Below are 21,578 nucleotides of genomic sequence, written 5' to 3'. Positions count from 1 at the left end.
CCCAGGCACTCCGGCCCGCCGATGCCCGGGCCCGGGTCCGCCGCGACGGGGGGACCCCCGCCGGCGCGGCCGCACCCCGGACCGGTGCCGGCGGCCATCCGCGCGGCCGCGCCCGCCGCACCCGGCGGTACCCCCGGCGCGGTGCCCGTCGGGTTGCCGACGCCGGCCGCCACGGCCGCCGACGAGGCGCTGGCCGAACCCTGCGTCGGGGTGCCGGCGAACGGCGGGGCGCGGTGCCCGGCCGGGCGGGGCTGCTCGACGAACGCGACGTGCCGCCACGAGTTCGCGGTCAGCGCGCCGGTGTTGTCGTACGACATGCCGAGCAGGTCCAGCCCCGAGCCGGGCACGTCGTTCCACTCCTTGCAGGCCACCTCGCACGCCTTGCAGCCGATACAGACGCTGGTGTCGGTGAAGAAGCCCATCCGGGGCGGCGCGTCGGTCCAGCCCGCCTCCGGGGCGGGATCCAGCGGACCGGAGAGGCTGTTCGGGTCAGGAAGCATCGCGGCCCTCTCCGGCGCCGTCGGCGGGGACCGGCGGGGCGATCGCCCCCGGGGTGAGCGTCGGGGCCGGATGACCGGGCACGATGCCCGCCCGCCGCTGATATTCGGCCACCAGCTCCAGCAGGGCCGGGCCGGTGGGCCGGCGGCCCGGACGCACGTCACAGGTGCCGATCTTGCTCTCCTGGATCAGCACGTTCGGATCCAGGGTGATCCCGAACAGGTCGTTGGCCGAGTCGCCGGTCACCAGGCCCTCGAACCCGAAGTGGTACGGCAGCCACACCTGGTGGATCACCCGACCGTCCACCCGCAGCGGGCTGAGCCGGTCGGTGACGAGCACCTTCGCCTCGATCACCGCCCGCCCGCTGACCAGGTGCGCCCAGCCCAGGTGCGCCAAACCCACCTCCGCGGCCAGCTCCGGGGAGACCTCGACGAACATCTCCGGTTGCAGCTCCGCCAGCGGCCGCACCGTACGGCTCATCCCGCCGGCCGTGTGGTGCTCGGTGAGCCGGCTGACCGTGAACACGTACGGGAAGACCTGGCTGTTTTCCTGCGGCGGGCTGGGGTTCACCGAGTTGACCGGGTGCGCGTACACCTTGCGGGTGGGGTTGGCCTGCTGGCGGTAGAACGGGTTGCGCACCGGCGACTCGGCCGGCTCGTAGTGCGTCGGCAGTGGGCCGTCGAGCACGCCGCTGGGGGCGTACAGCCACCCCTTGCCGTCGCCCTGCATGACGAACGGGTCGTCGCCGGCGATCCCCTCCGGGCCCGACGCGCCCTGCGGCGGACGGTAGGTCGGCGGCTTGGTCCGCTCGAAGTCCGGCACGTCGTAGCCGGTCCACTCCCCGGCCGCCGGGTCCCACCAGACGTAGCGTTTGCGCTCGCTCCAGGGCCGGCCCTGCGGGTCGGCGGAGGCGCGGTTGTAGAGGGTGCGCCGGTTCGCCGGCCACGCCCAGCCCCACTCGGCGGCCACCCAGTCCTGCTCGTGGCGCGACCTGCGCCGGGCCGCCTGGTTGACGCCCTCGGCGTACACCCCGGAGTAGATCCAGCAGCCCACGGCGGTGGAACCGTCGTCGCGGGCCTCGGCGAACGTGGAGAGCGGACGGCCGGACGCCACCTCGTAGCCGTTGATCTCGCGCAGCACCGCCTCGGCGCTCGGCTCGGCGTGCGGGCCGTGCGTGGGATAGTCCCAGGCCAGGTCGAGCAGCGCCCGGTCGCGCGGCAGGTCGGAGGCGGCCAGCTTCTCCCGCAGCCGCCGCCCGAGGTGGTAGAAGAACCACAGCTCGGAGCGGGCGTCGCCCGGCGGCTCGACGGCCTTCTCCCGCCACTGCAACAGCCGCTGGGTCTGGGTGAAGGTGCCCTCCTTCTCCACGTGCGAGGCGGCCGGCAGGAAGAACACCTCCGTCCCGCACCGCTCCGGCACGATCTCGCCGGTGGCCACCTCGGGGCTGTTCCGCCAGAACGTGGCGCTCTCGATCATGAAAAGGTCGCGGACCACCAGCCACTCCAGGTTGGCCATGCCGAGGCGCTGGGCCCGGCCGTGCGCCGAGCCGACCGCCGGGTTCTGGCCGAGCAGGAAGTAGCCCCGCACCTTCCCGTCGATCATGTTCAGCACCTGCTGGTACGTGCCGTGGTCGCCGGTCATCCGGGGCAGGTAGCCGTAGCAGAAGTCGTTCTCCGGCGTCGCCGCGTCCCCCCAGTACGCCTTGAGCAGGCTCGCCGCGTACGCCCGGGCGTTGCCCCAGAAGCCCTTTTGACCGGGGTGACGGATGCTGTCCACCCACTCGTCGAAGGTGGGGTGGTCGGCGTGGTGCGGCATCGGCAGGTAGCCGGGAAGCAGGTTGAACAGCGTCGGGATGTCCGTGGAGCCCTGGATGCTGGCGTGCCCGCGCAGCGCCAGGATGCCTCCGCCGGGGCGGCCCATGTTGCCCAGCAGCAACTGGATGATCGCGCCGGTGCGGATGTACTGCACGCCGACGCTGTGCTGCGTCCACCCCACCGAGTAGATCAGGACGCCGGTACGCTCCCGGCCCGAGTTCTGCGTCCAGGCCTGGGCCAGCTCCAGGAACCTCTCCCGTGGGATGCCGCAGACCCGTTCCACCATCTCCGGGGTGTAGCGGGCGAAGTGCCGCCGGAGGATCTGGTAGACGCAGCGCGGGTGCCGCAGCGTCTCGTCGCGCTCGACCTGCCCGCCCACCTGGGCGCCGTGCGACTCGTGGCGCAGCCCGGCGGCGGTGTCGCGCTCCTTCGCGGTGTGCCCGCTGCCGGAGTCGCTCTCGTGGCCCGCGTACTGCCAGGAGTCCTGGACGTAGCTGCCCGTCTCCGGGTCGAAGCCGGAGAAGAAGCCGTCGCCGTCCTCGGTGTCGACGAAACGCTCGCTGACGATCGTCGCGGCGTTGGTGTACGCCAGCACGTACTCCCGGAAGTCCAGCTCGTTCTCCAGGATGTACCGCACCACGCCGCCGAGCAGCGCGATGTCGGAGCCCGCCCGGATCGGCAGGTACGTGTCGGCCAGCGCGCTGGTGCGGGTGAACCTCGGGTCGACGTGGAACACCTTTGCGCCGCGCCGCTTGGCCTCCATCACCCACTGGAAACCCACCGGGTGGGCCTCGGCCATGTTCGAGCCCTGGATGACGATGACGTCAGCGTTGGCGACGTCCTGCTGGAAGTCCGTCGCGCCACCGCGACCGAAGCTGGCCCCCAGACCGGGGACGGTGGCGGAGTGTCAAATGCGCGCCTGGTTCTCGATCTGGAGGGCCCCCATCGCCGTGAACAGCTTCTTGATGAGGTAGTTCTCCTCGTTGTCCAGCGTCGCGCCGCCCAGGCTGGAGATGCCCAGCGTGCGGTTGAGCGGCCGGCCCTGGGTGTCGACGTCCTCCCAGGTCTCGGCGCGGGCGGCGAGGATCCGGTCGGCGATCATGTCGAGCGCGACGTCGAGTTCCAGGTCCTCCCACTCGGTGGCGTAGGGCCGCCGGTAGCGGACCTTCGTCTGCCGCAGCGGGCTGGTGACGAGGCTCTTGCTGGCCGAGCCCTTCGGGCAGAGCCGGCCCCGGGAGATGGGGCTGTCCGGGTCGCCCTCGATCTGGGTGACCAGGTTGTCCTTGACGAAGACGCGTTGACCGCAGCCCACCGCGCAGTAGGGGCAGACCGAGCGGACCACGCTGTCGGCGGTCTCGGTGCGCGCGGTCAGCCCCGCCGACCGGTCGGACCGCGCGGCGGCGCCCCGGCCCAGCGGGTCGGTGCCGGTGAGCTGCCGGTAGACCGGCCAGCCCTGGATGAAGGTCCGCAGGCCCACGCGCGACACCCCCTCTCCCGGCCCGTCCGCCACAGCCACCATGAACATAGGCCAGGCCGCGCGGCACCGCGACCCGTGCCGCCGGATCACCACCCCGACGGTCGTCGCCCGCTCCCCGCGCGGGCGCGAGACAGCGCCGCCCCCGGGCCCGCGGGCCCGGGGGCGGCGCTGTCGTCGGTGTGCAGGTCGCCTCTCGGCGAGTGGCGCGACGCGGCTCCAGCCAGACGGTATTCCGTAACGACCCCGCCCCCGCCACGATTCCGCCCCCACGGTGCCCCCGGTCACACGCCGAAACGGGCAACCGCGCCGTGACCAACCCAGGACACCCGAGGGCCGCGATGCCGCACCGGACAGCCGCCCCGAAACCGGACACCGGTCACGGGGGCGGGTCGGTGGTGGAGATGCTGGTCCGCCTGAACGCAGCCCGGCGCGCGGGCGCGGCGGTGGGCGTCGACGGGAAACCGAAACCATCCCGACCTCACCCGGTATACCGCGACACCGGCGAAACGGCGATCCCGAGCGGCCCGACCTGGGGTTACCCTGACAGCATGCAGGCCCTCTCCCCCGCGCCGACCCGCACGGCCCACCTGGCCCGTCCGGGCCGGCCGGCCGTGGTGGCCCGCACGCTCGCCGAACTCACCGGCCCCACCCGGGGCGTGGTGGAGCTGCCGGTGCGGCTGATGTGGAACGCGGAGCGCACCTTCGACCTGGGCGATCCGGACGAGCTGCTCTGGATGTACGAGAACGTGCTGCGGGAGACCACCCGGGTGGAGGATCTCCGCCTGCTCGTCAACGGGCGCACGCTACGCCGGGTGTGGCGGCTGCTCAACCTGCCCCGCGGCGTACGCCAGGCGTGGGAGAGCCGGCACCGGGGGCTGCGTACGGCGTGAGCGCCCCCCATCCGCACGAGTTCTACCGCGAGGTGGCCCGGGTGGCCCTCTCCGCGGCCGGACCGTACCGGTTCGTGCTCGGCGGCGGGGTGGCCTGGGCGGCGCACGGGCTGGTGACCCGCCCGACGGAGGACGTCGACCTCTTCGCCGACGTCGAGGGGGCCGCCGCCGCCGCGGCCGACGTGGTCCGCACGGCGCTGGAACGCGCCGGGTTCGAGGTGACCGACGCCGATCCGGACAGCGAGCTGGCCGACCTGTTCGAGGGGTTCGACCGGGACCTGAAGGACTTCGTGGTGGGCCGGGGCGGGCGGCGTATCCGGCTCAGCCTGGCCCGCCTCGACCGGCACCGCAGCCCCGTGGTGATGGACCTCGGGCCGGTGATGGACGTGCGCGACCTGATGGCGAACAAGACCGCCGCCCTGGTCAACCGGCGGGAGGTCCGGGACTACATCGACGTGGCGGCCGCCCTGGAACACCACGACGTGGCGGACCTGCTGGCCCTGGCCCGCCAGCTCGACCCGGCGCTGGACGACGACGACGTCCGGGCAGCCGGCCGCTATCTGGACCGGCTGCCCGACCGCCGTTTCGCCCGCTACGGGCTGGACCCCGCCGCCGTCGCCCGGGTACGCGACCGCCTGGTCCCCTGGCCCCGCTGACGGCTCCCGACGCCGCGACGGGTGGCCGCTACTTGGTGGGGCGTCCGCCCGTCACACCCAGGATCTCCCCGGTGACGTAGCTGGACTCCTGGGAGGCGAAGAAGACGTACGCCGGAGCGAGCTCGGCCGGCTGACCGGGCCGCCCCTGCGGGGTGTCCTGGCCGAACTGCTCGACCTTCTCCTCCGGCATGGTCGCCGGAATCAGCGGCGTCCAGATCGGACCGGGGGCCACCGCGTTCACCCGGATGCCCCGCTCGGCGAGGTCGGCGGCGAGCGCCTTGGTGAAGTTCGCGATCCCCGCCTTGGTGGTGGCGTAGTCCAGCAGCTGCGGCGAGGGGTCGAACGCCTGGATCGACGCCGTGTTGATGATGGTCGAGCCCTCGGCCATCCGCGGCACCGCCGCCCGGCACAACCAGAACATGGCGTACAGGTTGGTCTTCAGCACCCGGTCGAACTGCTCGTCGCTGATGCCGAGGATGCCCTCGTCCTGCGACATCTGATAGGCCGCGTTGTTGACCAGGATGTCGATGCCGCCGAGGTCGCGTACGGTCCGGTCGACCAGCTCCCGGCAGTGCCGCTCGTCGGTGATGTCGCCGCGTACCGCGATGCCCTTGCGGCCGGCCTCCTCGACCAGCCGGACGGTCTCCCGGGCGTCCTCGTCCTCCTCCTCGCCGAGGTAGGAGATCAGCACGTCGGCGCCCTCGCGGGCGTACGCGATGGCGATCGCCCGACCGATGCCGGAGTCGCCGCCGGTGATCAGCGCCCGCCGGCCGTCGAGCCGGCCGCTGCCCCGGTACGTCTCCTCGCCGTGATCCGGCCTGGGGGTCATCTCCCCGGTCGAGCCGGGCGGCGTCTGCTGCTGCTTCGGTTGTCCCTCCTGCTGGCCGTACTGGCGGGTGGGGTCCTGCTGGGTGTGCTGGTCCTCGCTCACCGACATCTCCTCGCACCGGTCTGATCCGTCTCCTCCACCGCCCTACCCTGCGGCGGCGGGCGGAAACGGTCGCCACGGTGTTACACCCGCACGGGGGTCGACGGCGGTGGGGCGAAACACCACGGGCCGCTGTGGCAGGAGCGACGACGGCTCGTTTATGGTGCGCTCGGGTGCTCACCGGGCGCCCCGAACCCCCATGGAAGGGCACTCATGACCTCTCCCTCCGGCCCGTCGCGTCGGACGGTGCTCGCCGCCGCCGCGGCCGCGGCGGCGAGCGTCCCGCTGATCGCCGCCGCACCCGCCCAGGCGGCCGGCGCGGCCCGGTCGCGGACCTGGGACCTCACGGTCCTCGGCACCTCGGACACCCACGGCAACGTCTACAACTGGGACTACTACTCCGACGCCGAGTACGACGACAGCAAGCACAACGACGTCGGCGTCGCCAAGCTGGCCGCCCTGGTCACGCGGATCCGCGCCGAGCGGCGGGGCAGGGAGACGCTGGTGCTCGACGCCGGCGACACCATCCAGGGCACGCCGCTGGCGACGTTCTACGCCAAGCAGGAACCGATCACCACCACCGGCGAGACGCACCCGATGGCCAACGCCATGAACGTGCTCGGCTACGACGCGGTGACCCTGGGCAACCACGAGTTCAACTACGGCCTGCCGCTGCTCACCAGGTGGATCTCGCAGCTCGGCTTCCCGGCGCTGGCCGCGAACGCCGTCAACGTCGCCACCGGCAAGCCGGCCTTCCTGCCGTTCGTCATCAAGAAGGTCTCCCTCGGTCCCGCCGCACCGCCGCTGCGGGTCGGCATCCTCGGCCTCACCAATCCCGGCAGCGCCATCTGGGACAGGGCCAACGTCGAGGGCCGGCTGCGCTTCGACGACATGATCGCCACCGCCGCGAAGTATGTGCCGATCATGCGGGCGCGCGGCGCGGACATCGTGCTGATCTCGGCGCACGGCGGCGACAGCGGCACCTCCAGCTACGGCCCGGAGCTGCCGATCGAGAACCCGACGGCGCTGATCGCCCGGCGGGTCCCCGGCATCGACGCGATCCTCTTCGGTCACGCCCACGCCGAGGTCGCCGAGAAGTTCGTGGCCAACGAGCGCACCGGCGAGCAGGTGCTGCTCACCGAGCCGTCGAAGTGGGGCCAGCGGCTGAGCCGGATGGACTTCACACTGGCCCGCGAGCGGGGCCGCTGGAAGATCGTCAAGAAGACCGCCGCCCTGCTCAACACCAACACCGTGACCGAGGATCCACGGGTCCTCGCCGCCGTACGGGCGCAGCACCGCAAGACCGTCGCGTACGTCAACCAGGTCGTGGCCCGCTCCACGGTGGAACTGTCGGCGGCGGAGAGCCGGTACCGGGACACCCCGATCCTCGACTTCATCAACCACGTCCAGACCGAGGTGGTCGGCCGGGCGCTGGCCGGCACGCCGTACGCGGACCTGCCGCTGCTGTCGATCGCGGCGCCGTTCAGCCGGACGGCGGTCTTCCCCGCCGGCGACGTGAAGATCCGCGACGTGGCGGGGCTGTACGTCTTCGACAACACCCTCGAGGCCGTCGTGCTCAGCGGCGCCGAGGTGCGCGCCTACCTGGAGTACTCGGCGAAGTACTTCCGGACCCTGGCACCGGGCGCCCCGGTCGATCCGACGGCGATCAGCGACCCGGCCGTACCGGACTACAACTACGACGTCTTCTCCGGCGTGGACTACGACATCGACATCGCCAGGCCGGTGGGTCAGCGCATCACCCGCCTGGTGCTGCCCGGAACCGACACGCCGGTGGCGGACGACGCGCGGTTCGTGGTGGCGGTGAACAACTACCGGCGCAGCGGCGGCGGCAACTTCCCCGGCATCGTGAGGACCCAGGTCTACAACGAGCAGCAGGAGATCCGCCAGCTGTTGATCGACTGGGCGCAGGCCCGGGGCACCATCGACCCGGCCGACTTCCACCAGCCGAACTGGAAGCTGGTGCGCGAGGGCGTGCCGGTCTTCTGATCCCGGGCACCGGACGGGCCGTGGGCGGATCGCCCGCGGCCCGTCCGCGTCCGGCGGCCGTCAGGCCCCGTGCCGCAGATCCCACCGGTCCCGCCCGTCGCCGGGGTCGGGCTGGTCCCGGCGGGGGTCGGTCTCGGTCAGCGCCGTCCGCTCCTCCGGGCGGGCCGTCGGCGGCATCTCGCCGAAGCGGACGTGCCGCAGGAACGCGTACTCCTCGTCGGTGAACGACGGGCCGGCGTGGTCGGTCATCGGCGTCTCCCCTCGATGTGGCCATTCTCCGCCGCTGGCGGGGTTCGTGTCGCCCGCAGGATCGGCGTCACCACCGCTAGAGCATCCTAGGATCCTGGGTGACGGGAGTTGCGTCGGCGGTCGGGACGGGACGGGACGGGTCAGCGTCCGGCGCCGGCGGGGAGCCGGTCCAGCAGCGCCAGGGCCGCCCGGACCGGGGCCCGGTGCAGCGTCTCCTCGAAGCTGGCCCGGCCCTGGCAGAACCGGACGAACATCCGCCAGCCCGGCGGGCTGGCCAGCAGCGCGTGGAAGACCCCGGGGTGCCGGGCGAAGACGTCGAGCAGCCGGTGCCCGGCGCGCATCGACGGCACCAGCTCCCGCTCCACCGCGCGGTCGTAGCCGGCGAGGTCGCCGGAGGCGACCGCCGCGCCGGCCAGCTCACCGGAGCGCAGCGCGTAGCTGATGCCCTCCCGGCTCCACGGCTCCAGCAGCCCCGCCGCGTCGCCGGCGACCAGCACCCTGCCCCGACGCAGCGGGGAGTCCCCGGCACGGCAGCGGGTCAGGTGACCCGAGTCGTGCGCCGGCCGCACTCCGGACAGCCCCAGCCGGTCGACGAAGCTTCGCAGGTAGGCGCGGGTCCGCTCCCCCTCGCCGCGCGCGGCGATCACGCCGACCGTCAGCCGGTCGCCCTTGGGGAAGACCCAGGCGTACGAGCCGGGCAACGGGCCCCAGTCCAGCAGCAGGCGACCCCGCCACCGGGCCTGCTCCCCCGGCGACACGGGCAGCTCCAGTTCCAGCCCCAGGTCGACCTGCCGGTGGCGGACCCCCACGTGCCGCGCGGTCACTCCCGACGAGCCGTCCGCCCCGACCACCGTCCGGGCGTGGACCGTCTCGCCGTCGGCGAGTCTGAGGCGTACGCCGTCGGGGTCCTGCTCGACGGAACGGACCGCGACACGCTCGCGGACCTCGGCTCCCGCGGCGACCGCGGCGGCGCGCAGCCGGTCGTCGAACTCCTCCCGGCGCACCATGGTCACCAGCGGACCCGCGGCATGCCGGCGGGTGAACCGGCGCCGCCCGTCGCGGGTGAACGTCACCCGGTCGACCCGGTCGTGCGCGGGCACCTCGATGCGGTCCGCGACCGCCGCGAGCGAGGTGCCGATCAGACCGCCCCCGCAGGTCTTGTAGCGCGGGTGGGCGGCGCGCTCCACGACCAGCGTTCGCAGGCCGGCGCGGGCGGCGGCGTGCGCGGCGGAGAGCCCGGCGGGGCCGGCGCCGACGACGGCGAGATCCCAGACGATCACTGGTGCAGCCTAGGGCAAGCCACGCCGCGCGGCGTCGCCGGCGCGGCCCGGGTACCGCCCGATCGGGTGGGCATCTTCGGCCGGGCACCGGGTAACCGCGCGAGGAAACCGCCCGGCCCGGGGCGGGGAGGCGAAGGAGGAAGGCCATGCGGCAGGTGCGACTGTCGGATGTCGAGGAACGCGTGTACGACGCGGTCGCGGCGCTGGAGGCGCGGGGGGACGTGCCGTACCCGGACCTGATCGCCGAGGAGACCGGTCTCAGCGAGGAGCAGCTGCGCGCGCCGCTGCACCAGCTCACCGAGAAGAACCTGTTGCACCGGGAGGACTCGCCGATGGCCGGGCTGGACTTCGGTCCCCGGTTCTGCGCCCGCCAGATGGCGTGAGGCGCCGGGCGCCGCGTTCGCGCGCCGCCGGCCCGGGTGGCGCGCAACGGTGCCCGGTCACCGCCGCGCGGCGCACGCCGCCATGAGCCCCGCCGACGCGGCACCGGCCGACGCCGGCGCGCCGCCGGACGAGGGGCGGCGCTGGCAGGCCCTCGGCGTCGGCCTGGTCGCCGCCTTCATGACGCTGCTCGACGTGAGCATCGTCAACGTGGCCGTCCCGTCGATCGACCGGGCCCTCGGGGCCTCCCCCAGCGACCTGCAGTGGGTGCTCTCCGGGTACGCGCTGACGTTCGGGCTGGTGCTGGTCTCCGCCGGGCGCTTCGGCGACGCGCACGGCCGACGCGGCGCGTTCGTCTTCGGAATCGCCCTGTTCACGCTGGCCAGCGCGCTCGCCGGGCTGGCCGGCTCCCCCGAGTGGCTGATCGCGGCCCGGTTACTCCAGGGCGCCGCCGCCGGCGTGGTCAACCCGCAGGTGACCGGCCTGATCCAGGAGCTCTTCCGCGGGCCCGAGCGGGGTCGCCCGTTCGGACTGCTCGGGGCCACCATCGGCATCTCCACGGCGATCGGCCCGCTGCTCGGCGGTCTGCTGATCGCCACCGGCGGCGAGGAGCACGGGTGGCGGTGGGTGTTCTTCGTCAACGTGCCGGTGGGCGTCGTCGCGGTGGTCCTGGGCCGGCGGTTGCTGCCCGGCAGCCCGGCCCTGCCCCGGGAGCGCCGCCGGCTGGACGTCGTCGGGGTGCTGCTGCTCGGGGCCGGCGTACTGCTGCTCCTGCTGCCGCTGGTGCAGCAGGAGTGGCACGGCCGGGGCAGGTGGCTGCTGGTGCCGGCCGGGCTGCTCGTCCTGGCCGCCTTCGCGGCGTGGGAACGGTGGTACGCCCGGCGCCGGGACCCGCTGTTCGACCTGCGGTTGTTCGGGTTGCGGTCGTACACCCTGGGCGCGCTGATCGCGCTGGTCTACTTCGGCGGCTTCACCGCGATCTTCTTCGTCTTCACGCTCTACCTCCAGAACGGTCTCGGCCGCAGCGCGCTGGTCGCCGGCCTCGCCATCACGCCCTTCGCGCTGGGCTCGGCGGCGGCGTCCGCGCTGGGCGGCCGGATCGTCGACCGCCTCGGCCGCCCGCTGGTCGCGGTCGGGCTGCTCACCGTGGTGCTGGGGCTCGTCGCGGTGGTCGTCGTGCTCTGGTGGGCGCCGAACGACGCCGCCGTGCCGTGGCTGACCGCGGTGCCGCTGCTCGTCGCCGGGCTGGGCAGCGGACTGGTGATCGCGCCGAACCAGACGCTCACCCTGTCCGAGGTGCCGGTGCGGCAGGCGGGCAGCGGCGCGGGCATGCTCCAGACGGGGCAGCGGATCGGGTCCGCCGCCGGGATCGCCGCCGTCGGCTCGGTCTTCTTCTCCTCGCTGGCCGCCAGCGCCGGGGACTTCACGGTCGCGTTCCGGCACGCGCTGCTGCTGGCGGCCGGGGTCATCGCGCTCGCCCTGGTCGCCGCCCTGGTGGACGTCGCCCTCGGCCACCGCCGCTGACCGCCCGGAACCGCCCGTGCCGCGTCCGGAGCCGACGCGACCGGCCGGCCCCGGGGCGGGACCGGCCGGTCGTCGTGCGAGTCACCAGCTCGTCGTGCGGTGTCACCAGAGCTCGGAGACGATGTCCGCCGCCTGCTCCTCCCACTGGGCGTAGGCGAACGGGTAGGCCGAGACCTGCACCGTCTGCGCGGCGGAGGTCAGCGGCATCTCCTGCCAGCCGCCCACGTTGCTGAGCGCCCGGAAGAACGCCCGCGAGGCGTACTCGGGGTCGGTGATCTGCTCGGGCGAACCCCAACCCGACGACGGGCGCTGCTGGAACAGCCCCTGCGAGTCGTGGTCGTTGTACGCGCCCAGGTGGCCGAGGTTGTAGAGCTTCGACTCCTGCAGCGAGGTGGCGATGCCGATGACGGCGCCGCGCTCACCCACGCCGGTCTCCTTGGCCTGCTCGATGATGGCCCGGGCGTTGGCGAGCTGCGCGTCGTCGAGCGGGATGCGCGACTGCGCGCCCTGCACGCCGTGCGGGATCAGCGCCTCGCGGCCGGGCTTGTCGGCGGCCGGCCGGGTGGTGCTGCCGCCCGTGGTGAGCGCCGACTCCTCGGCGGCGCCGGGCCTGCCCTTGCCGGTGGCCTGCGCGATGGCCGCCACCGCGCCCTCGTGGGGGGTGCTCGTGACCGGGGCGGCCACGGCCGTCGGTCCGAAGGCGAGGCCGCCGAGTGCCGCCACTCCCACCACGCTCAGCGCGATCCTGCGTTTCGGGTCCTTCGAGTCCTTCGCGATGGCCGGGAGCCATCGAGTGAAGTCGTGCCTCACGATGGTTGCCCTTTCGGTCAGTGCGAAGCGCTCCCTGGATGAGCACTCCTGGGGGGAACTTCCGCGCCGGGGCGGGTTTCGTTTCCGGCGGTACGGGGGATGCAACCAGGTTGTCTTGTCGGTCATTCCGGATATCGCGGGGTGCCGGCCGGCTGCGATCCTGCTCACCCGCCGATCCGGACGATCGGCGCCCGTCGCGCGTGACCGCCACCCGGAGGCGAACGGGACAGGCCGGCCTCGACCGCCCAGGCGTCGCGCGGGGCGCCGAACCGGACCAGGACGTGCCGGAGCTGCGTGAGGTGCCGGCGGGTGAGGAAGCCGGCGCGCCGGCGCAGGGCGAAGCCGTGTCGGCGGGCGAGTGCGGCGAGGGTCCCGCCGAGCCCGCCGACGGCCGTGGCCGGGCGTGCGCGCGCCCGGCCTGCGAAGTCGACGATTCACCCGGTGAGCAGCCCTCGGCAGCGGCTACTACAGTGAGGCGCCGAGCGGGAGGAGACGAATGACCGGTGGTGGTGCGGTGGTCGGGCAGGCGCCCCTGGCGGACCACCCCTGCGGGACGTACGGCGACGCGCCAGCGGCTCTCGACGCCGCCGGCCGCCCCGTCGCCGGTCCGCGCCTCGGCCGGCGGCTCGGCCGTCTCCTCGACGTCCCCGCCGCGGGACGGCCGACGTGAGCGCCGGGCCGGTGCCGGTGGCGGGCGCCTTCGTGCACGAGGGGTTGTTCTACCGCGACGCGGACGAACTGCTGGCGGGCACGGTGCCGTTCGTCACCGACGGGCTGCGCGCCGGGGAGCCGGTGCTGGTCGCGATGCCCGAGGCCAACCTGCGGCTGGTCCGCGACGCGGTCGGCCCGACGGACGAGGTGCGCTGGGCGGACATGACGCGCGCCGGCCGAAACCCGGGCCGGATCATCCCGTGGGTGTTGCAGGCGTTCATCGAGCGGCACGCCGGCCGCCGGGTGCGGATCATCGGCGAGCCGATCTGGGCCGGGCGCAGCGAGACGGAGTATCCGGCGTGCGCCCAGCACGAGGCGCTGATCAACATGGCGTTCGCCGGCCGCGACGCCACGGTGCTCTGCCCGTACGACAGCGGCGGGCTGGACGCCGACGTGCTCGCCGACGCCCATGCCACGCACCCGATCCTCGTCGACGGCGCCGGGCGGCGGCCGAGCCCCGGGTACGCCCCGGCGGAGGTGGTCGCCCGCTACAACGTCCCCCTGTCGGCACCGGCGGAGCCGGTCGCCGTGCTGGCCTACCGGTTCGACAACCTGGCCGCCGTGCGCCGGTTCGTGACCGGGCACGGCGAGGCGGCCGGGCTGGACCAGGACCGGCTGGCCGACCTGCAGATCGCGGTGACCGAGCTCGCCACGAACAGCGTCGCGCACGCCGGTGGGGGCGGCGTGCTGCGGGTGTGGCGGACCGCCGAACACCTGGTCTGCGAGATCCACGACGAAGGCTGGCTGGCCGACCCGCTCGCCGGGCGGCTGACCCCGGCCGCGGACGGCGTCGGCGGCCGGGGGCTGGTGATCGTGCAGGCGCTCTGCGACCTGGTACGCGTACACAGCACGGCCGCCGGGACGACGGTGCGGTCGTACGTACGCCTGCCGGGGTGATCCGGGGCGGCGCCGCCGACCGGGCCCGGACGGACGCCGAGCGGCCTCCGGGGCCCGGTCGACGACGGACGACGCGGGTCAGTGCCCGCGGGCCAGCCACTCGTCGAGATGCGGTGCCTCCGCACCGACGGTGCTGCTCTCCCCGTGCCCGGTGTGCACGACCGTCTCCGGCGGGAGGGTGAGCAGCCGGTCCCGGATCGAGGCCATGATCGTGGCGAAGTCGCTGTACGAGCGCCCCGTCGCGCCCGGCCCGCCGGCGAAGAGGGTATCGCCGGTGAACACCACGCCGAGCCCCGGCGCGTGGAAGCTGCACGCGCCGGGGCTGTGACCGGGAGTGTGCAGCACGGTCAGCGAGATGCCCGCCACCTCGACGTCCTGCCCGTCGCGCAGCTCGCCCCCCGGTGCCTCGTCCGGGTGCACCATGTCCCACAGCACCCGGTCGGCGGGGTGCAGCAGCACCGGCGCGCCGGTGGCCCGGGCCAGTGCCGGCGCCACCCGGACGTGGTCGTCGTGCGCGTGGGTGGCGAGGATCGCCCGCACCCGGCGGCCGCCGACGGCCGCGAGGATCGCGTCCACGTCGTGCGGGGCGTCCACGACGACGCACTCGGCGTCGTCGCCGATTACCCACACGTTGTTGTCCACGTCGAAGGTCTGCCCGTCGAGGGAGAACGTGCCGGAGGTCACCGCGTGGTCGACCCGGGCGGCCATCAGAGCAGCACCACCGAGCGCAGCACGTCACCGCGGTGCATCCGGGCGAACGCCTCCTCCACCTGGTCCAGGGCGATCTCCTCGGTGACGAAGGCGTCCAGGTCGAGCCGGCCCTGCAGGTAGAGCTCGGTGAGTACGGGGAAGTCCCGGCTGGGCAGGCAGTCGCCGTACCAGCTGGACTTCAGCGAGCCGCCGCGGCCGAAGACGTCGAGCAGCGGCAGCTCGACGCTCATCTCCGGGGTCGGCACGCCGACCAGCACGACGGTGCCGGCGAGGTCGCGGGCGTAGAAGGCCTGCTTCCAGGTCTCCGGGCGACCGACCGCGTCGATCACGACGTCGGCGCCGAACCCGCCGGTCGCCGCGCGGATCGCCTCGACCGGGTCGTCCTCGCGGGCGTTCACGGTGTGGGTGGCGCCGAACTTGCGGGCCCAGTCGAGCTTGCGGGGGTCGGTGTCCACCGCGACGATCGTCGTCGCGCCGGCCAGCGCCGCGCCGGCGACCGCCGCGTCCCCGACGCCGCCGCAGCCGATCACGGCCACCGAGTCGCCCCGGGTGACCCCGCCGGTGTTCATGGCCGCCCCGAGCCCGGCCATCACGCCGCAGCCGAGCAGCCCGACGGCGGCGGGGCGGGCCGCCGGGTCGACCTTGGTGCACTGGCCGGCGTGCACCAGGGTCTTCTCCGCGAACGCGCCGATGCCCAGCGCCGGCGTCAGTTCCGTGCCGTCGGTGAGGGTCATCCTCCGGGTCGCGTTGTGGGTGGCGAAGCAGTACCACGGTCGGCCCCGGCGACAGGCCCGGCACACCCCGCAGACGGCCCGCCAGTTGAGCACCACGAAGTCGCCCGGCGCGACGCCGTCGACGCCCTCGCCGACCTGCTCGACGACTCCGGCGGCCTCGTGGCCGAGCAGGAACGGGTAGTCGTCGTTGATGCCGCCCTCCCGGTAGTGCAGGTCGGTGTGGCAGACCCCGCAGGACCGGATCCTGACGATCGCCTCGCCCGGCCCCGGGTCCGGCAGCACGACCGTGGTCACCTCGACCGGCGCGCCCTTGCTGCGGGAGATGACTCCCCTGACCTCCTGGCTCACGGTTCCTCCTGCTCCGGGCCGACGCGCGCCGCCGTCCGGCGGTGCGCGTCGGCGGCACCTCGATCATGTCCCCCGGCCGAAACTACCCCCGATCGTCGCGGACGTCCCGGGGCCGCCGGATGGCCGTCCCCGGTGGCGGGGTGACGGGGCCCGGTTCGACGGGATGGCCGCCGGCGCCGCGGCTCGGGCGGTGCGACCCGGACGCGCGCGGCGCGGGGTCGCTCAGGCGGGCGTGGCGGTGCGCGCGCGGGCGGCCGCGTCGCGGCGGGCCGCGTTGCGGTAGCGGAGCACCTGGACCGCCCCGAGCGCCCAGAGGACGTACTGCACGGCGAAGGCCCAGCGGAAGGCGGCCAGGTCGGGGGCGGTCCGGCCGGCGGGGGTGGCCAGGTCGAGCACCACTCCGACGGCCAGCACCAGCAGGATCGAGGCGACGAAGCCACCGACGTTGACCACGCCGGTGGCGCTGCCGATCCGGTTGACCGGGTTGAAGGTGCGGGCGTAGTCGAACCCGATGAGCGAGGCCGGCCCGTTGACCGCCAGCACCAGCACCAGCGTGACGAGCAGCCAGGCCGGCGACCGGCCCGGCCAGGCGAGCACGACCGCCCAGACCACGGCCGTGGCGCCGGTGATGGCGAAGACCAGCGCCGAACGGTGGAACGGGTGCCGGGCGCAGAGGTGCGCGACCACCGGCCCCGTCAGCAGCATCGCCGCCGTCATCAGGGTGAGCAGCGACGCGGCGGCCGTCGGGCTGAGTCCCTGCCCCTGTACCAGGAACGGATACCCCCAGAGCAGGGCGAACACGGCACCGGAGAACTGGGTCACGAAGTGCGTCCAGAGCCCCAGGCGGGTGCCGGGCTGGGCCCACGCGGCAGCGAGCTCGCGGCGGACGTCGGCCAGCGCGGGCGGCGGCGCGCCCGGGGCCTCCCGGCGCGGGGCGTCGCGCACCACGACCACGACAGTCAGCAGCACGGTGGCCCCCACCGCCGCGGCGGTCAGGAACGCGGGGGTCCAGCCGGCGCGGTGCAGCAGCGCCACCAGCGGTACGGCGCCGAGGATCGCCCCGAGCTGGCCCAGGGTGCCGGTGAGCTGGGTCATCATCGGGTAGCGCCGCCCCGGGAACCACAGCGCCACGATGCGCAGCACGCTGATGAAGGTCATCGCGTCGCCGAGCCCGATCAGCACCCGGCCGGCGATGGCGAGGGGCACGTCGGTGGCCAGCGCGAAGCAGAGCTGCCCGGCGACCATCAGCGCGCCGCCGGCGAGGAGCAGCCGCCGGGAGCCGAACCGGTCGAGCAGTACGCCCACCGGGACCTGCATGGCCGCGTACACGGCGAGCTGGGCGACGGAGAAGGTGGCCAGCGCCGAGGCGCTGACCTCGAAGCGGTGCGCCGCGTCGACGCCGGTGACGCCGAGCGAGCTGCGGTGGAACACGGCGGCCACGTACGCGCCGACCGCCACGCCCCAGACGAGCGCGGCCGACCGGTACGGCGCGGTCGCCGGGGGCGCCAACCCTGTCACCGCAGGCCCCGCAGCACGGCAGCGGCGTTGTCGATGTGGGCGGCGACGGTGGCCAGCCAGCGCTGGGGATCGTCGGAGTCGAGCGCGGCGAGCTGCTCGGCGTGCTCGGTGAGCGCCGTCTCGGCCCAGCCCGGCGAGAGCCGGAGGCCGGCCTCCCCCATGCGCAGCTGCCGGTCGCGCAGCCGCTGGTAGAGCTCGGCGAGGATCTCGTTGCCGGCCGCGTCGACGACGGTGGCGTGGAACGCGCGGTCGGCGCGCGTCAACGCGGCCAGGTCGCCAGCGGCGTGGGCGGCGCGCATCTCGGTCAGCCGGGCGGCGAGGTCGGCCCGCAGCGCCGCGCGTCGGGGCCAGACCCGCTCGGCGGCGTGCAGCTCCACCAGCCGCCGCGCCTCGATCACGTCGCTGATCTCGCGGGCGGAGACCGGCCGGATCAGCGCGCCCCGCTTGGGGTAGAGCTTCACCAGTCCCTCCGCCTCCAGGCGCAGCAGCGCCTCGCGGACCGGCGTACGGGAGACGCCGGTGGCCTCGGCGACCTGCCCCTCGCTGACCAGCGACCCGCCCGGGTGGATCTGCTCCAGGATCTCGCGCTTGAGGTGCCGGTAGGCGCGTTCGGCGGCCGAGGGCGCGGCCGTCCGGCCCGGCGCGGAGGGATGCGTCATGTATCTATCGTGGTGCCGGCCCTCCGGCGTGCCGGCGCGCCCCGGCCCGGGGTGGCGTGGACCACGACCGGGCGCGCGACGCCGCGCCGCGACCCCCCGGAGTTCTTCTTCGTGGTCGCGGTGGCGCAGGCGGCGGCGGGCAGTCAGCCCGGCTCGGCGTCCGGCGCCGCCACACCCCAGAAGTCGACGAGCAGGCGGTGGAACTCCTCGGCGCACTCGATCTGCGGCATGTGCCCGCAGTTCTCGAAGAGGTGGGTACGGGCCCGAGGCAGCCGCGCGCGGGCGGCGTCGAGGTGCGCCGCCGGCAGGATCAGGTCCCGGTCGCCCCAGACGACCAGGGTGGGCACGTCCAGGCGTTCCACCTCGGCCAGCAGTTCCTCGCGCCAGTGCGGGCTCACGCCGCGGAAGGTGCCGAGGCTGCGGGCGGTCTCCAGCATGACCCGGGCCGTGTACGGCTGGCGGGCGGCCTCCAGCGCGTGGGCGACGCGCTCGGCGGTGGCGAGGGCCGGGTCGTGGAAGAGGGAGCGCTCGGCACGGCGGGCCGCCCAGCGGGTGGGCCGCAGCAGCAACCGCCCCAGCGGGCGCAGCGCGAGCAGCCGCAGCGCGATGGTCACCTCGCCGCCGAAGCCGGCGCTGTTGACCAGCGCCAGGCTCGCCACCCGGGACGGCTCGGCCGCCGCGAGGCGCATCGCCACCGCCCCGCCGAGGGAGTTGCCGACCACGTGCACCGGCCCGTCGACGCCGACGGTGTCGAGGTAGTCGGCGGCGAACCCGGCCAGCGCCGGCAGGGTGCAGGGGCGCGCCATCGGCAACGAACCGCCGTAGCCGGGCAGGTCGACGCTGTGCACCCGGAACCGTTCGGCCAGCAGCTCGTGCAGCTCGGTGAAGTCGCGCAGGGTGCGGCCGATGCCGTGCAGCAGCAGCACCGGCGGCCCGTCCCCGTCGACGCGGTGGCGGACCCGCCGGCCGTCCACCGTGACGTGCCGGGGCCGGGGTGCGGCGGGGGCGCTCACGCCGGCTCCCCGGCCGGGTCGGCCGGCGGGGCCGCCCCGGGCTGCCGCCGCGCCCCGGTGGGCGACCCGGTGGTGATCCGGCGGGCGGGCTCGCCCCCGACGCGCTCGAGCGCGAAGGCCAGCACCCGCTGGTACGACGCCGGCGCCACCCGGGCCAGCAGGTCGGGCAGCTTCGCCGACCAGCCGATCAGCACCCGGGCCCGGCGGCGGCGCACGCCGCGCAGGATCACCTCGGCGGCCCGCGCCGGGTCGATGGAGAGCAGCTTCTCGAACTGCCGGCGACCGGTCTCGAACTCCTCCGCGGAGACGCCGGCGCCCACCCGGGCGTTCTGGGCGATCCGGGTGCGGATCCCGCCGGGGTGCACGCAGGTGACGCCGATGCCGTCGCCGGCCAGTTCCTGGCGCAGCGCCTCGGTGAAGCCACGGACGGCGAACTTGCTGGCCGCGTATGCCGCCTGCCCGGCCGGGGCGATGATGCCGAAGAGGCTGGAGACGTTGACCAGGTGCGCGCCGGGCCCGGCGCGCAGGGTGGGCAGCAGCGCGTGCGTCAGCTGCACCACGGCGCGGAAGTTGACGTCGACGACCCAGCTGAACTCGTCCAGGGTCACCTGGTCGAAGCGCCCGCCCAGGGCCACCCCGGCGTTGTTGACCAGCAACCGGATCGCCGGGTGCCGCTGCCGGATCTCCTCGGCCACCCGGGCGGTGGCGGCGGCGTCGGCCAGGTCGACCAGGTAGGCGGCGAGCTGCCGGTCGGGGTGGGCGGCGCGCACGGCCGCGACGACGGCGTCGAGCCGCGCCGCGTCGCGGTCGAGCAGCACCAGGTCGCTGCCCCGGGCGGCGAGCCGGTGGGCGAGGGCCTCCCCGATCCCGCTGGCGGCCCCGGTGACCACGGCCGTGCCGCCGGTGAAGACGAACCTACGCACGGACGGTCCTCCTCTGCGGTGTGCCGGCGCGCGAGAACCGCACGCCGGGGTCGGTGAGCCGGCCGTGCCGCATCAGCAGCAGGTCGCGGGGATAGTTCTGGTGCAGCCGCCACGGCGGCCGGGCGCCCTGTCTGGGCAGGGCGTCCACGCTGCGCAGGACGTAGCCGGCCGTCAGGTCGATCAGCGGCGCCAGCCCGCCGTCGGCGGGCGGGAGCGGGGTGACGACCTGCTGGCCGGTGCGGTCCAGGTGGCGCAGCAGCCGGCAGACGTAGGTGGCGACCAGGTCGGCCTTGAGCGTCCAGGAGGCGTTGGTGTAGCCGATGGTCATCGCGAAGTTCGGCACGCCGGAGAGCATCATGCCCTTGTAGGCGACGGTGCCGGGCAGGTCCACCTCGGCGCCGTCGACGCTCAGCGTCATCCCGCCGAGGGCTAGCAGGTTGAGCCCGGTGGCGGTGACGACGACGTCCGCCGCCAGCTCCTCGCCGGAGGCGAGCCGGATGCCCCGCTCGGTGAAGGTGTCGACGGTGTCGGTGACCACCGACGCACTCCCCCGGGCCACGGCGGCGAACAGGTCGCCGTCGGGCACGACGCAGAGCCGCTGGTCCCAGGGGTCGTAGCGGGGCGAGAAGTGCCGGTCGACGTCGTAGCCGGCCGGCAGCCGGCCCCGGGCGGCGCGCAGCAGCAGCCTCTTGACCAGCGCGGGGGCGCGTCGGCTGAGCTGGAAGTTGGCGGTGGAGAGCAGGACGTTCTTCCAGCGCACCACCGGATACGCGGCCCTCGCCGGCAGCCAGCGCCGCAGCGCGTCGGCGAGCACGTCGCGCGAGGGCAGCGCCAGGACGTACGTGGGTGAGCGCTGGAGCATGGTCACGTGGGCGGCGCGCTCGGCCATCGCCGGCACCAGGGTCACGGCGGTGGCGCCGCTGCCGATCACCACCACCCGCCGGCCCGTGTGGTCGAGGTCCTCGGGCCAGTGCTGCGGGTGCACGATCCGCCCGGCGAAGCGCTGCGCGCCCGGCAACGGCGGGGTGTAGCCGGCGTCGTAGCGGTAGTAGCCCGCGCAGTTGAACAGGAAGGAGCAGGTCAGCGTCACCGCCTCGCCGGTGTCGTCGCGGTGGGCGTGCACCGTCCAGCGGGCGCGTCCGCTGTCCCACTCGGCGCGCACGACCCGGTGGCGGAAGCGGATGTGGCCGGTGACGCCGTACTCGTCGGCGGTCCGGCGCACGTAGTCGCGGATGGCGTCGCCGTCCGCGATGGCCTTCGGGTCGGTCCACGGCCTGAAGGAGTAGCCGAGGGTGAACATGTCGGAGTCCGACCGGACGCCGGGATAGCGGAACAGGTCCCAGGTGCCGCCGCTCGCGGCGCGGGACTCCAGCACCGCGTACGTCTTCTCCGGACGCTCGCGGCGCAGGTGGCAGGCGGCACCGACGCCGGAGAGGCCGGCCCCGACGATGAGCACGTCGACGTGGTCGGTGGCCATCTCGTCTCCCGTCCGCCGGTGTGACCGGACACTAGCCACGGCCGCCGAGGCTCGTCAACACCCTGTCGAGTCC

General features: G+C 74.4%; 19 protein-coding genes and 1 pseudogene. 7 read left to right on the top strand and 13 right to left on the bottom strand.

Annotation, left to right across the window (positions count from 1 at the left end; translation table 11 throughout):
- Positions 1-500: pseudogene (locus V6V16_RS17020) on the bottom strand (4Fe-4S dicluster domain-containing protein); the annotation flags it as partial.
- Positions 490-3,789, bottom strand: a complete 3,300-nt coding sequence (gene fdh / locus V6V16_RS17015) for a formate dehydrogenase (RefSeq protein WP_334563218.1) — start codon at positions 3,787-3,789, stop codon at positions 490-492. The pseudogene V6V16_RS17020 and the gene fdh, both read right to left, overlap by 11 nt.
- A gap of 548 nt (positions 3,790-4,337) precedes the next feature.
- Between fdh and V6V16_RS17010 the strand changes: the two genes are divergently transcribed.
- Positions 4,338-4,679, top strand: coding sequence for a hypothetical protein (locus V6V16_RS17010; RefSeq protein WP_334563217.1), 342 nt, complete (start codon positions 4,338-4,340; stop codon positions 4,677-4,679).
- A complete protein-coding gene (locus V6V16_RS17005) occupies positions 4,676-5,335 on the top strand; it encodes a nucleotidyl transferase AbiEii/AbiGii toxin family protein (protein WP_334563216.1) in 660 nt (219 codons plus the stop codon). The genes V6V16_RS17010 and V6V16_RS17005 overlap by 4 nt, the downstream gene beginning before the upstream one ends.
- 28 nt (positions 5,336-5,363) lie before the next feature.
- On the opposite strand, the gene V6V16_RS17000 is transcribed toward V6V16_RS17005, so the two are convergent.
- Positions 5,364-6,266 (bottom strand): SDR family oxidoreductase, encoded by a 903-nt coding sequence (locus tag V6V16_RS17000; RefSeq protein ID WP_334563214.1) that lies wholly within the window; start codon positions 6,264-6,266, stop codon positions 5,364-5,366.
- Between the two features lie 210 nt (positions 6,267-6,476).
- Here V6V16_RS17000 and V6V16_RS16995 point away from each other — a divergent pair, with 210 nt between their 5' ends.
- Positions 6,477-8,270: a bifunctional metallophosphatase/5'-nucleotidase gene (locus V6V16_RS16995; RefSeq protein WP_334563211.1), complete on the top strand. Its 1,794-nt coding sequence runs from the start codon at positions 6,477-6,479 to the stop codon at positions 8,268-8,270.
- A gap of 60 nt (positions 8,271-8,330) precedes the next feature.
- On the opposite strand, the gene V6V16_RS16990 is transcribed toward V6V16_RS16995, so the two are convergent.
- A complete protein-coding gene (locus V6V16_RS16990) occupies positions 8,331-8,519 on the bottom strand; it encodes a hypothetical protein (protein WP_334563210.1) in 189 nt (62 codons plus the stop codon).
- 140 nt (positions 8,520-8,659) lie between these two features.
- Positions 8,660-9,799, bottom strand: coding sequence for a geranylgeranyl reductase family protein (locus V6V16_RS16985; protein WP_334563208.1), 1,140 nt, complete (start codon positions 9,797-9,799; stop codon positions 8,660-8,662).
- 146 nt (positions 9,800-9,945) lie between these two features.
- Between V6V16_RS16985 and V6V16_RS16980 the strand changes: the two genes are divergently transcribed.
- Positions 9,946-10,182, top strand: coding sequence for a hypothetical protein (locus tag V6V16_RS16980; RefSeq protein ID WP_334563206.1), 237 nt, complete (start codon positions 9,946-9,948; stop codon positions 10,180-10,182).
- Positions 10,183-10,264: 82 nt separating this feature from the next.
- Positions 10,265-11,704, top strand: coding sequence for an MFS transporter (locus V6V16_RS16975; RefSeq protein WP_334563204.1), 1,440 nt, complete (start codon positions 10,265-10,267; stop codon positions 11,702-11,704).
- A gap of 102 nt (positions 11,705-11,806) precedes the next feature.
- Here V6V16_RS16975 and V6V16_RS16970 read toward each other — a convergent pair whose 3' ends face one another.
- Complete coding sequence (locus V6V16_RS16970) at positions 11,807-12,514, bottom strand: hypothetical protein (protein ID WP_334563203.1); 708 nt, start codon at positions 12,512-12,514, stop codon at positions 11,807-11,809.
- 496 nt (positions 12,515-13,010) lie between these two features.
- Between V6V16_RS16970 and V6V16_RS16965 the strand changes: the two genes are divergently transcribed.
- On the top strand, positions 13,011-13,184 hold the full coding sequence (locus V6V16_RS16965; protein ID WP_334563202.1) for a hypothetical protein: 174 nt from the start codon (positions 13,011-13,013) through the stop codon (positions 13,182-13,184).
- Positions 13,181-14,122 (top strand): sensor histidine kinase, encoded by a 942-nt coding sequence (locus V6V16_RS16960; protein WP_334563200.1) that lies wholly within the window; start codon positions 13,181-13,183, stop codon positions 14,120-14,122. Before V6V16_RS16965 ends, V6V16_RS16960 begins: the two co-directional genes overlap by 4 nt.
- Before the next feature lie 78 nt (positions 14,123-14,200).
- On the opposite strand, the gene V6V16_RS16955 is transcribed toward V6V16_RS16960, so the two are convergent.
- The 7 genes from V6V16_RS16955 to V6V16_RS16925 all read right to left on the bottom strand — a co-directional run bounded on the left by V6V16_RS16955 (position 14,201) and on the right by V6V16_RS16925 (position 21,505).
- Positions 14,201-14,830, bottom strand: a complete 630-nt coding sequence (locus V6V16_RS16955) for an MBL fold metallo-hydrolase (protein ID WP_334563199.1) — start codon at positions 14,828-14,830, stop codon at positions 14,201-14,203.
- Positions 14,830-15,915: an S-(hydroxymethyl)mycothiol dehydrogenase gene (locus tag V6V16_RS16950; RefSeq protein WP_334563198.1), complete on the bottom strand. Its 1,086-nt coding sequence runs from the start codon at positions 15,913-15,915 to the stop codon at positions 14,830-14,832. Before V6V16_RS16950 ends, V6V16_RS16955 begins: the two co-directional genes overlap by 1 nt.
- A 222-nt stretch (positions 15,916-16,137) precedes the next feature.
- Positions 16,138-17,433 carry an MFS transporter gene (locus tag V6V16_RS16945; protein WP_334563196.1) on the bottom strand — a complete coding sequence of 432 codons (1,296 nt, stop codon included), beginning with the start codon at positions 17,431-17,433 and terminating at the stop codon, positions 16,138-16,140.
- Positions 17,430-18,092: a GntR family transcriptional regulator gene (locus V6V16_RS16940; protein ID WP_334563194.1), complete on the bottom strand. Its 663-nt coding sequence runs from the start codon at positions 18,090-18,092 to the stop codon at positions 17,430-17,432. Before V6V16_RS16940 ends, V6V16_RS16945 begins: the two co-directional genes overlap by 4 nt.
- 143 nt (positions 18,093-18,235) lie before the next feature.
- Positions 18,236-19,105 (bottom strand): alpha/beta fold hydrolase, encoded by an 870-nt coding sequence (locus V6V16_RS16935; protein ID WP_334563192.1) that lies wholly within the window; start codon positions 19,103-19,105, stop codon positions 18,236-18,238.
- The gene (locus V6V16_RS16930; protein WP_334563190.1) at positions 19,102-20,028 is read right to left on the bottom strand and encodes an SDR family NAD(P)-dependent oxidoreductase; all 927 of its coding nucleotides are present in this window, start codon (positions 20,026-20,028) and stop codon (positions 19,102-19,104) included. Before V6V16_RS16930 ends, V6V16_RS16935 begins: the two co-directional genes overlap by 4 nt.
- Positions 20,021-21,505, bottom strand: coding sequence for a flavin-containing monooxygenase (locus V6V16_RS16925; RefSeq protein WP_334563188.1), 1,485 nt, complete (start codon positions 21,503-21,505; stop codon positions 20,021-20,023). Before V6V16_RS16925 ends, V6V16_RS16930 begins: the two co-directional genes overlap by 8 nt.
- Positions 21,506-21,578 lie beyond the last annotated feature (73 nt).

This window comes from Micromonospora sp. CPCC 205561 (assembly GCF_036906775.1).
In the GTDB taxonomy this organism is placed as follows: Bacteria; Actinomycetota; Actinomycetes; order Mycobacteriales; family Micromonosporaceae; genus Micromonospora.
Note: the sequence above shows the minus strand (reverse complement) of the source record. Positions and strands in the feature narration are given on the sequence as shown.

Excerpts from the sequence above, each read along its gene's own strand:
- V6V16_RS17010 (WP_334563217.1), top strand. The coding sequence starts at position 4,338 with ATGCAGGCCCTCTCCCCCGCGCCGACCCGCACGGCCCACCTGGCCCGT.
- V6V16_RS16995 (WP_334563211.1), top strand. The coding sequence starts at position 6,477 with ATGACCTCTCCCTCCGGCCCGTCGCGTCGGACGGTGCTCGCCGCCGCC.
- V6V16_RS16990 (WP_334563210.1), bottom strand. The coding sequence starts at position 8,519 with ATGACCGACCACGCCGGCCCGTCGTTCACCGACGAGGAGTACGCGTTC.
- V6V16_RS16980 (WP_334563206.1), top strand. The coding sequence starts at position 9,946 with ATGCGGCAGGTGCGACTGTCGGATGTCGAGGAACGCGTGTACGACGCG.
- V6V16_RS16975 (WP_334563204.1), top strand. The coding sequence starts at position 10,265 with ATGAGCCCCGCCGACGCGGCACCGGCCGACGCCGGCGCGCCGCCGGAC.
- V6V16_RS16965 (WP_334563202.1), top strand. The coding sequence starts at position 13,011 with ATGACCGGTGGTGGTGCGGTGGTCGGGCAGGCGCCCCTGGCGGACCAC.
- V6V16_RS16955 (WP_334563199.1), bottom strand. The coding sequence starts at position 14,830 with ATGGCCGCCCGGGTCGACCACGCGGTGACCTCCGGCACGTTCTCCCTC.
- V6V16_RS16940 (WP_334563194.1), bottom strand. The coding sequence starts at position 18,092 with ATGACGCATCCCTCCGCGCCGGGCCGGACGGCCGCGCCCTCGGCCGCC.
- V6V16_RS16925 (WP_334563188.1), bottom strand. The coding sequence starts at position 21,505 with ATGGCCACCGACCACGTCGACGTGCTCATCGTCGGGGCCGGCCTCTCC.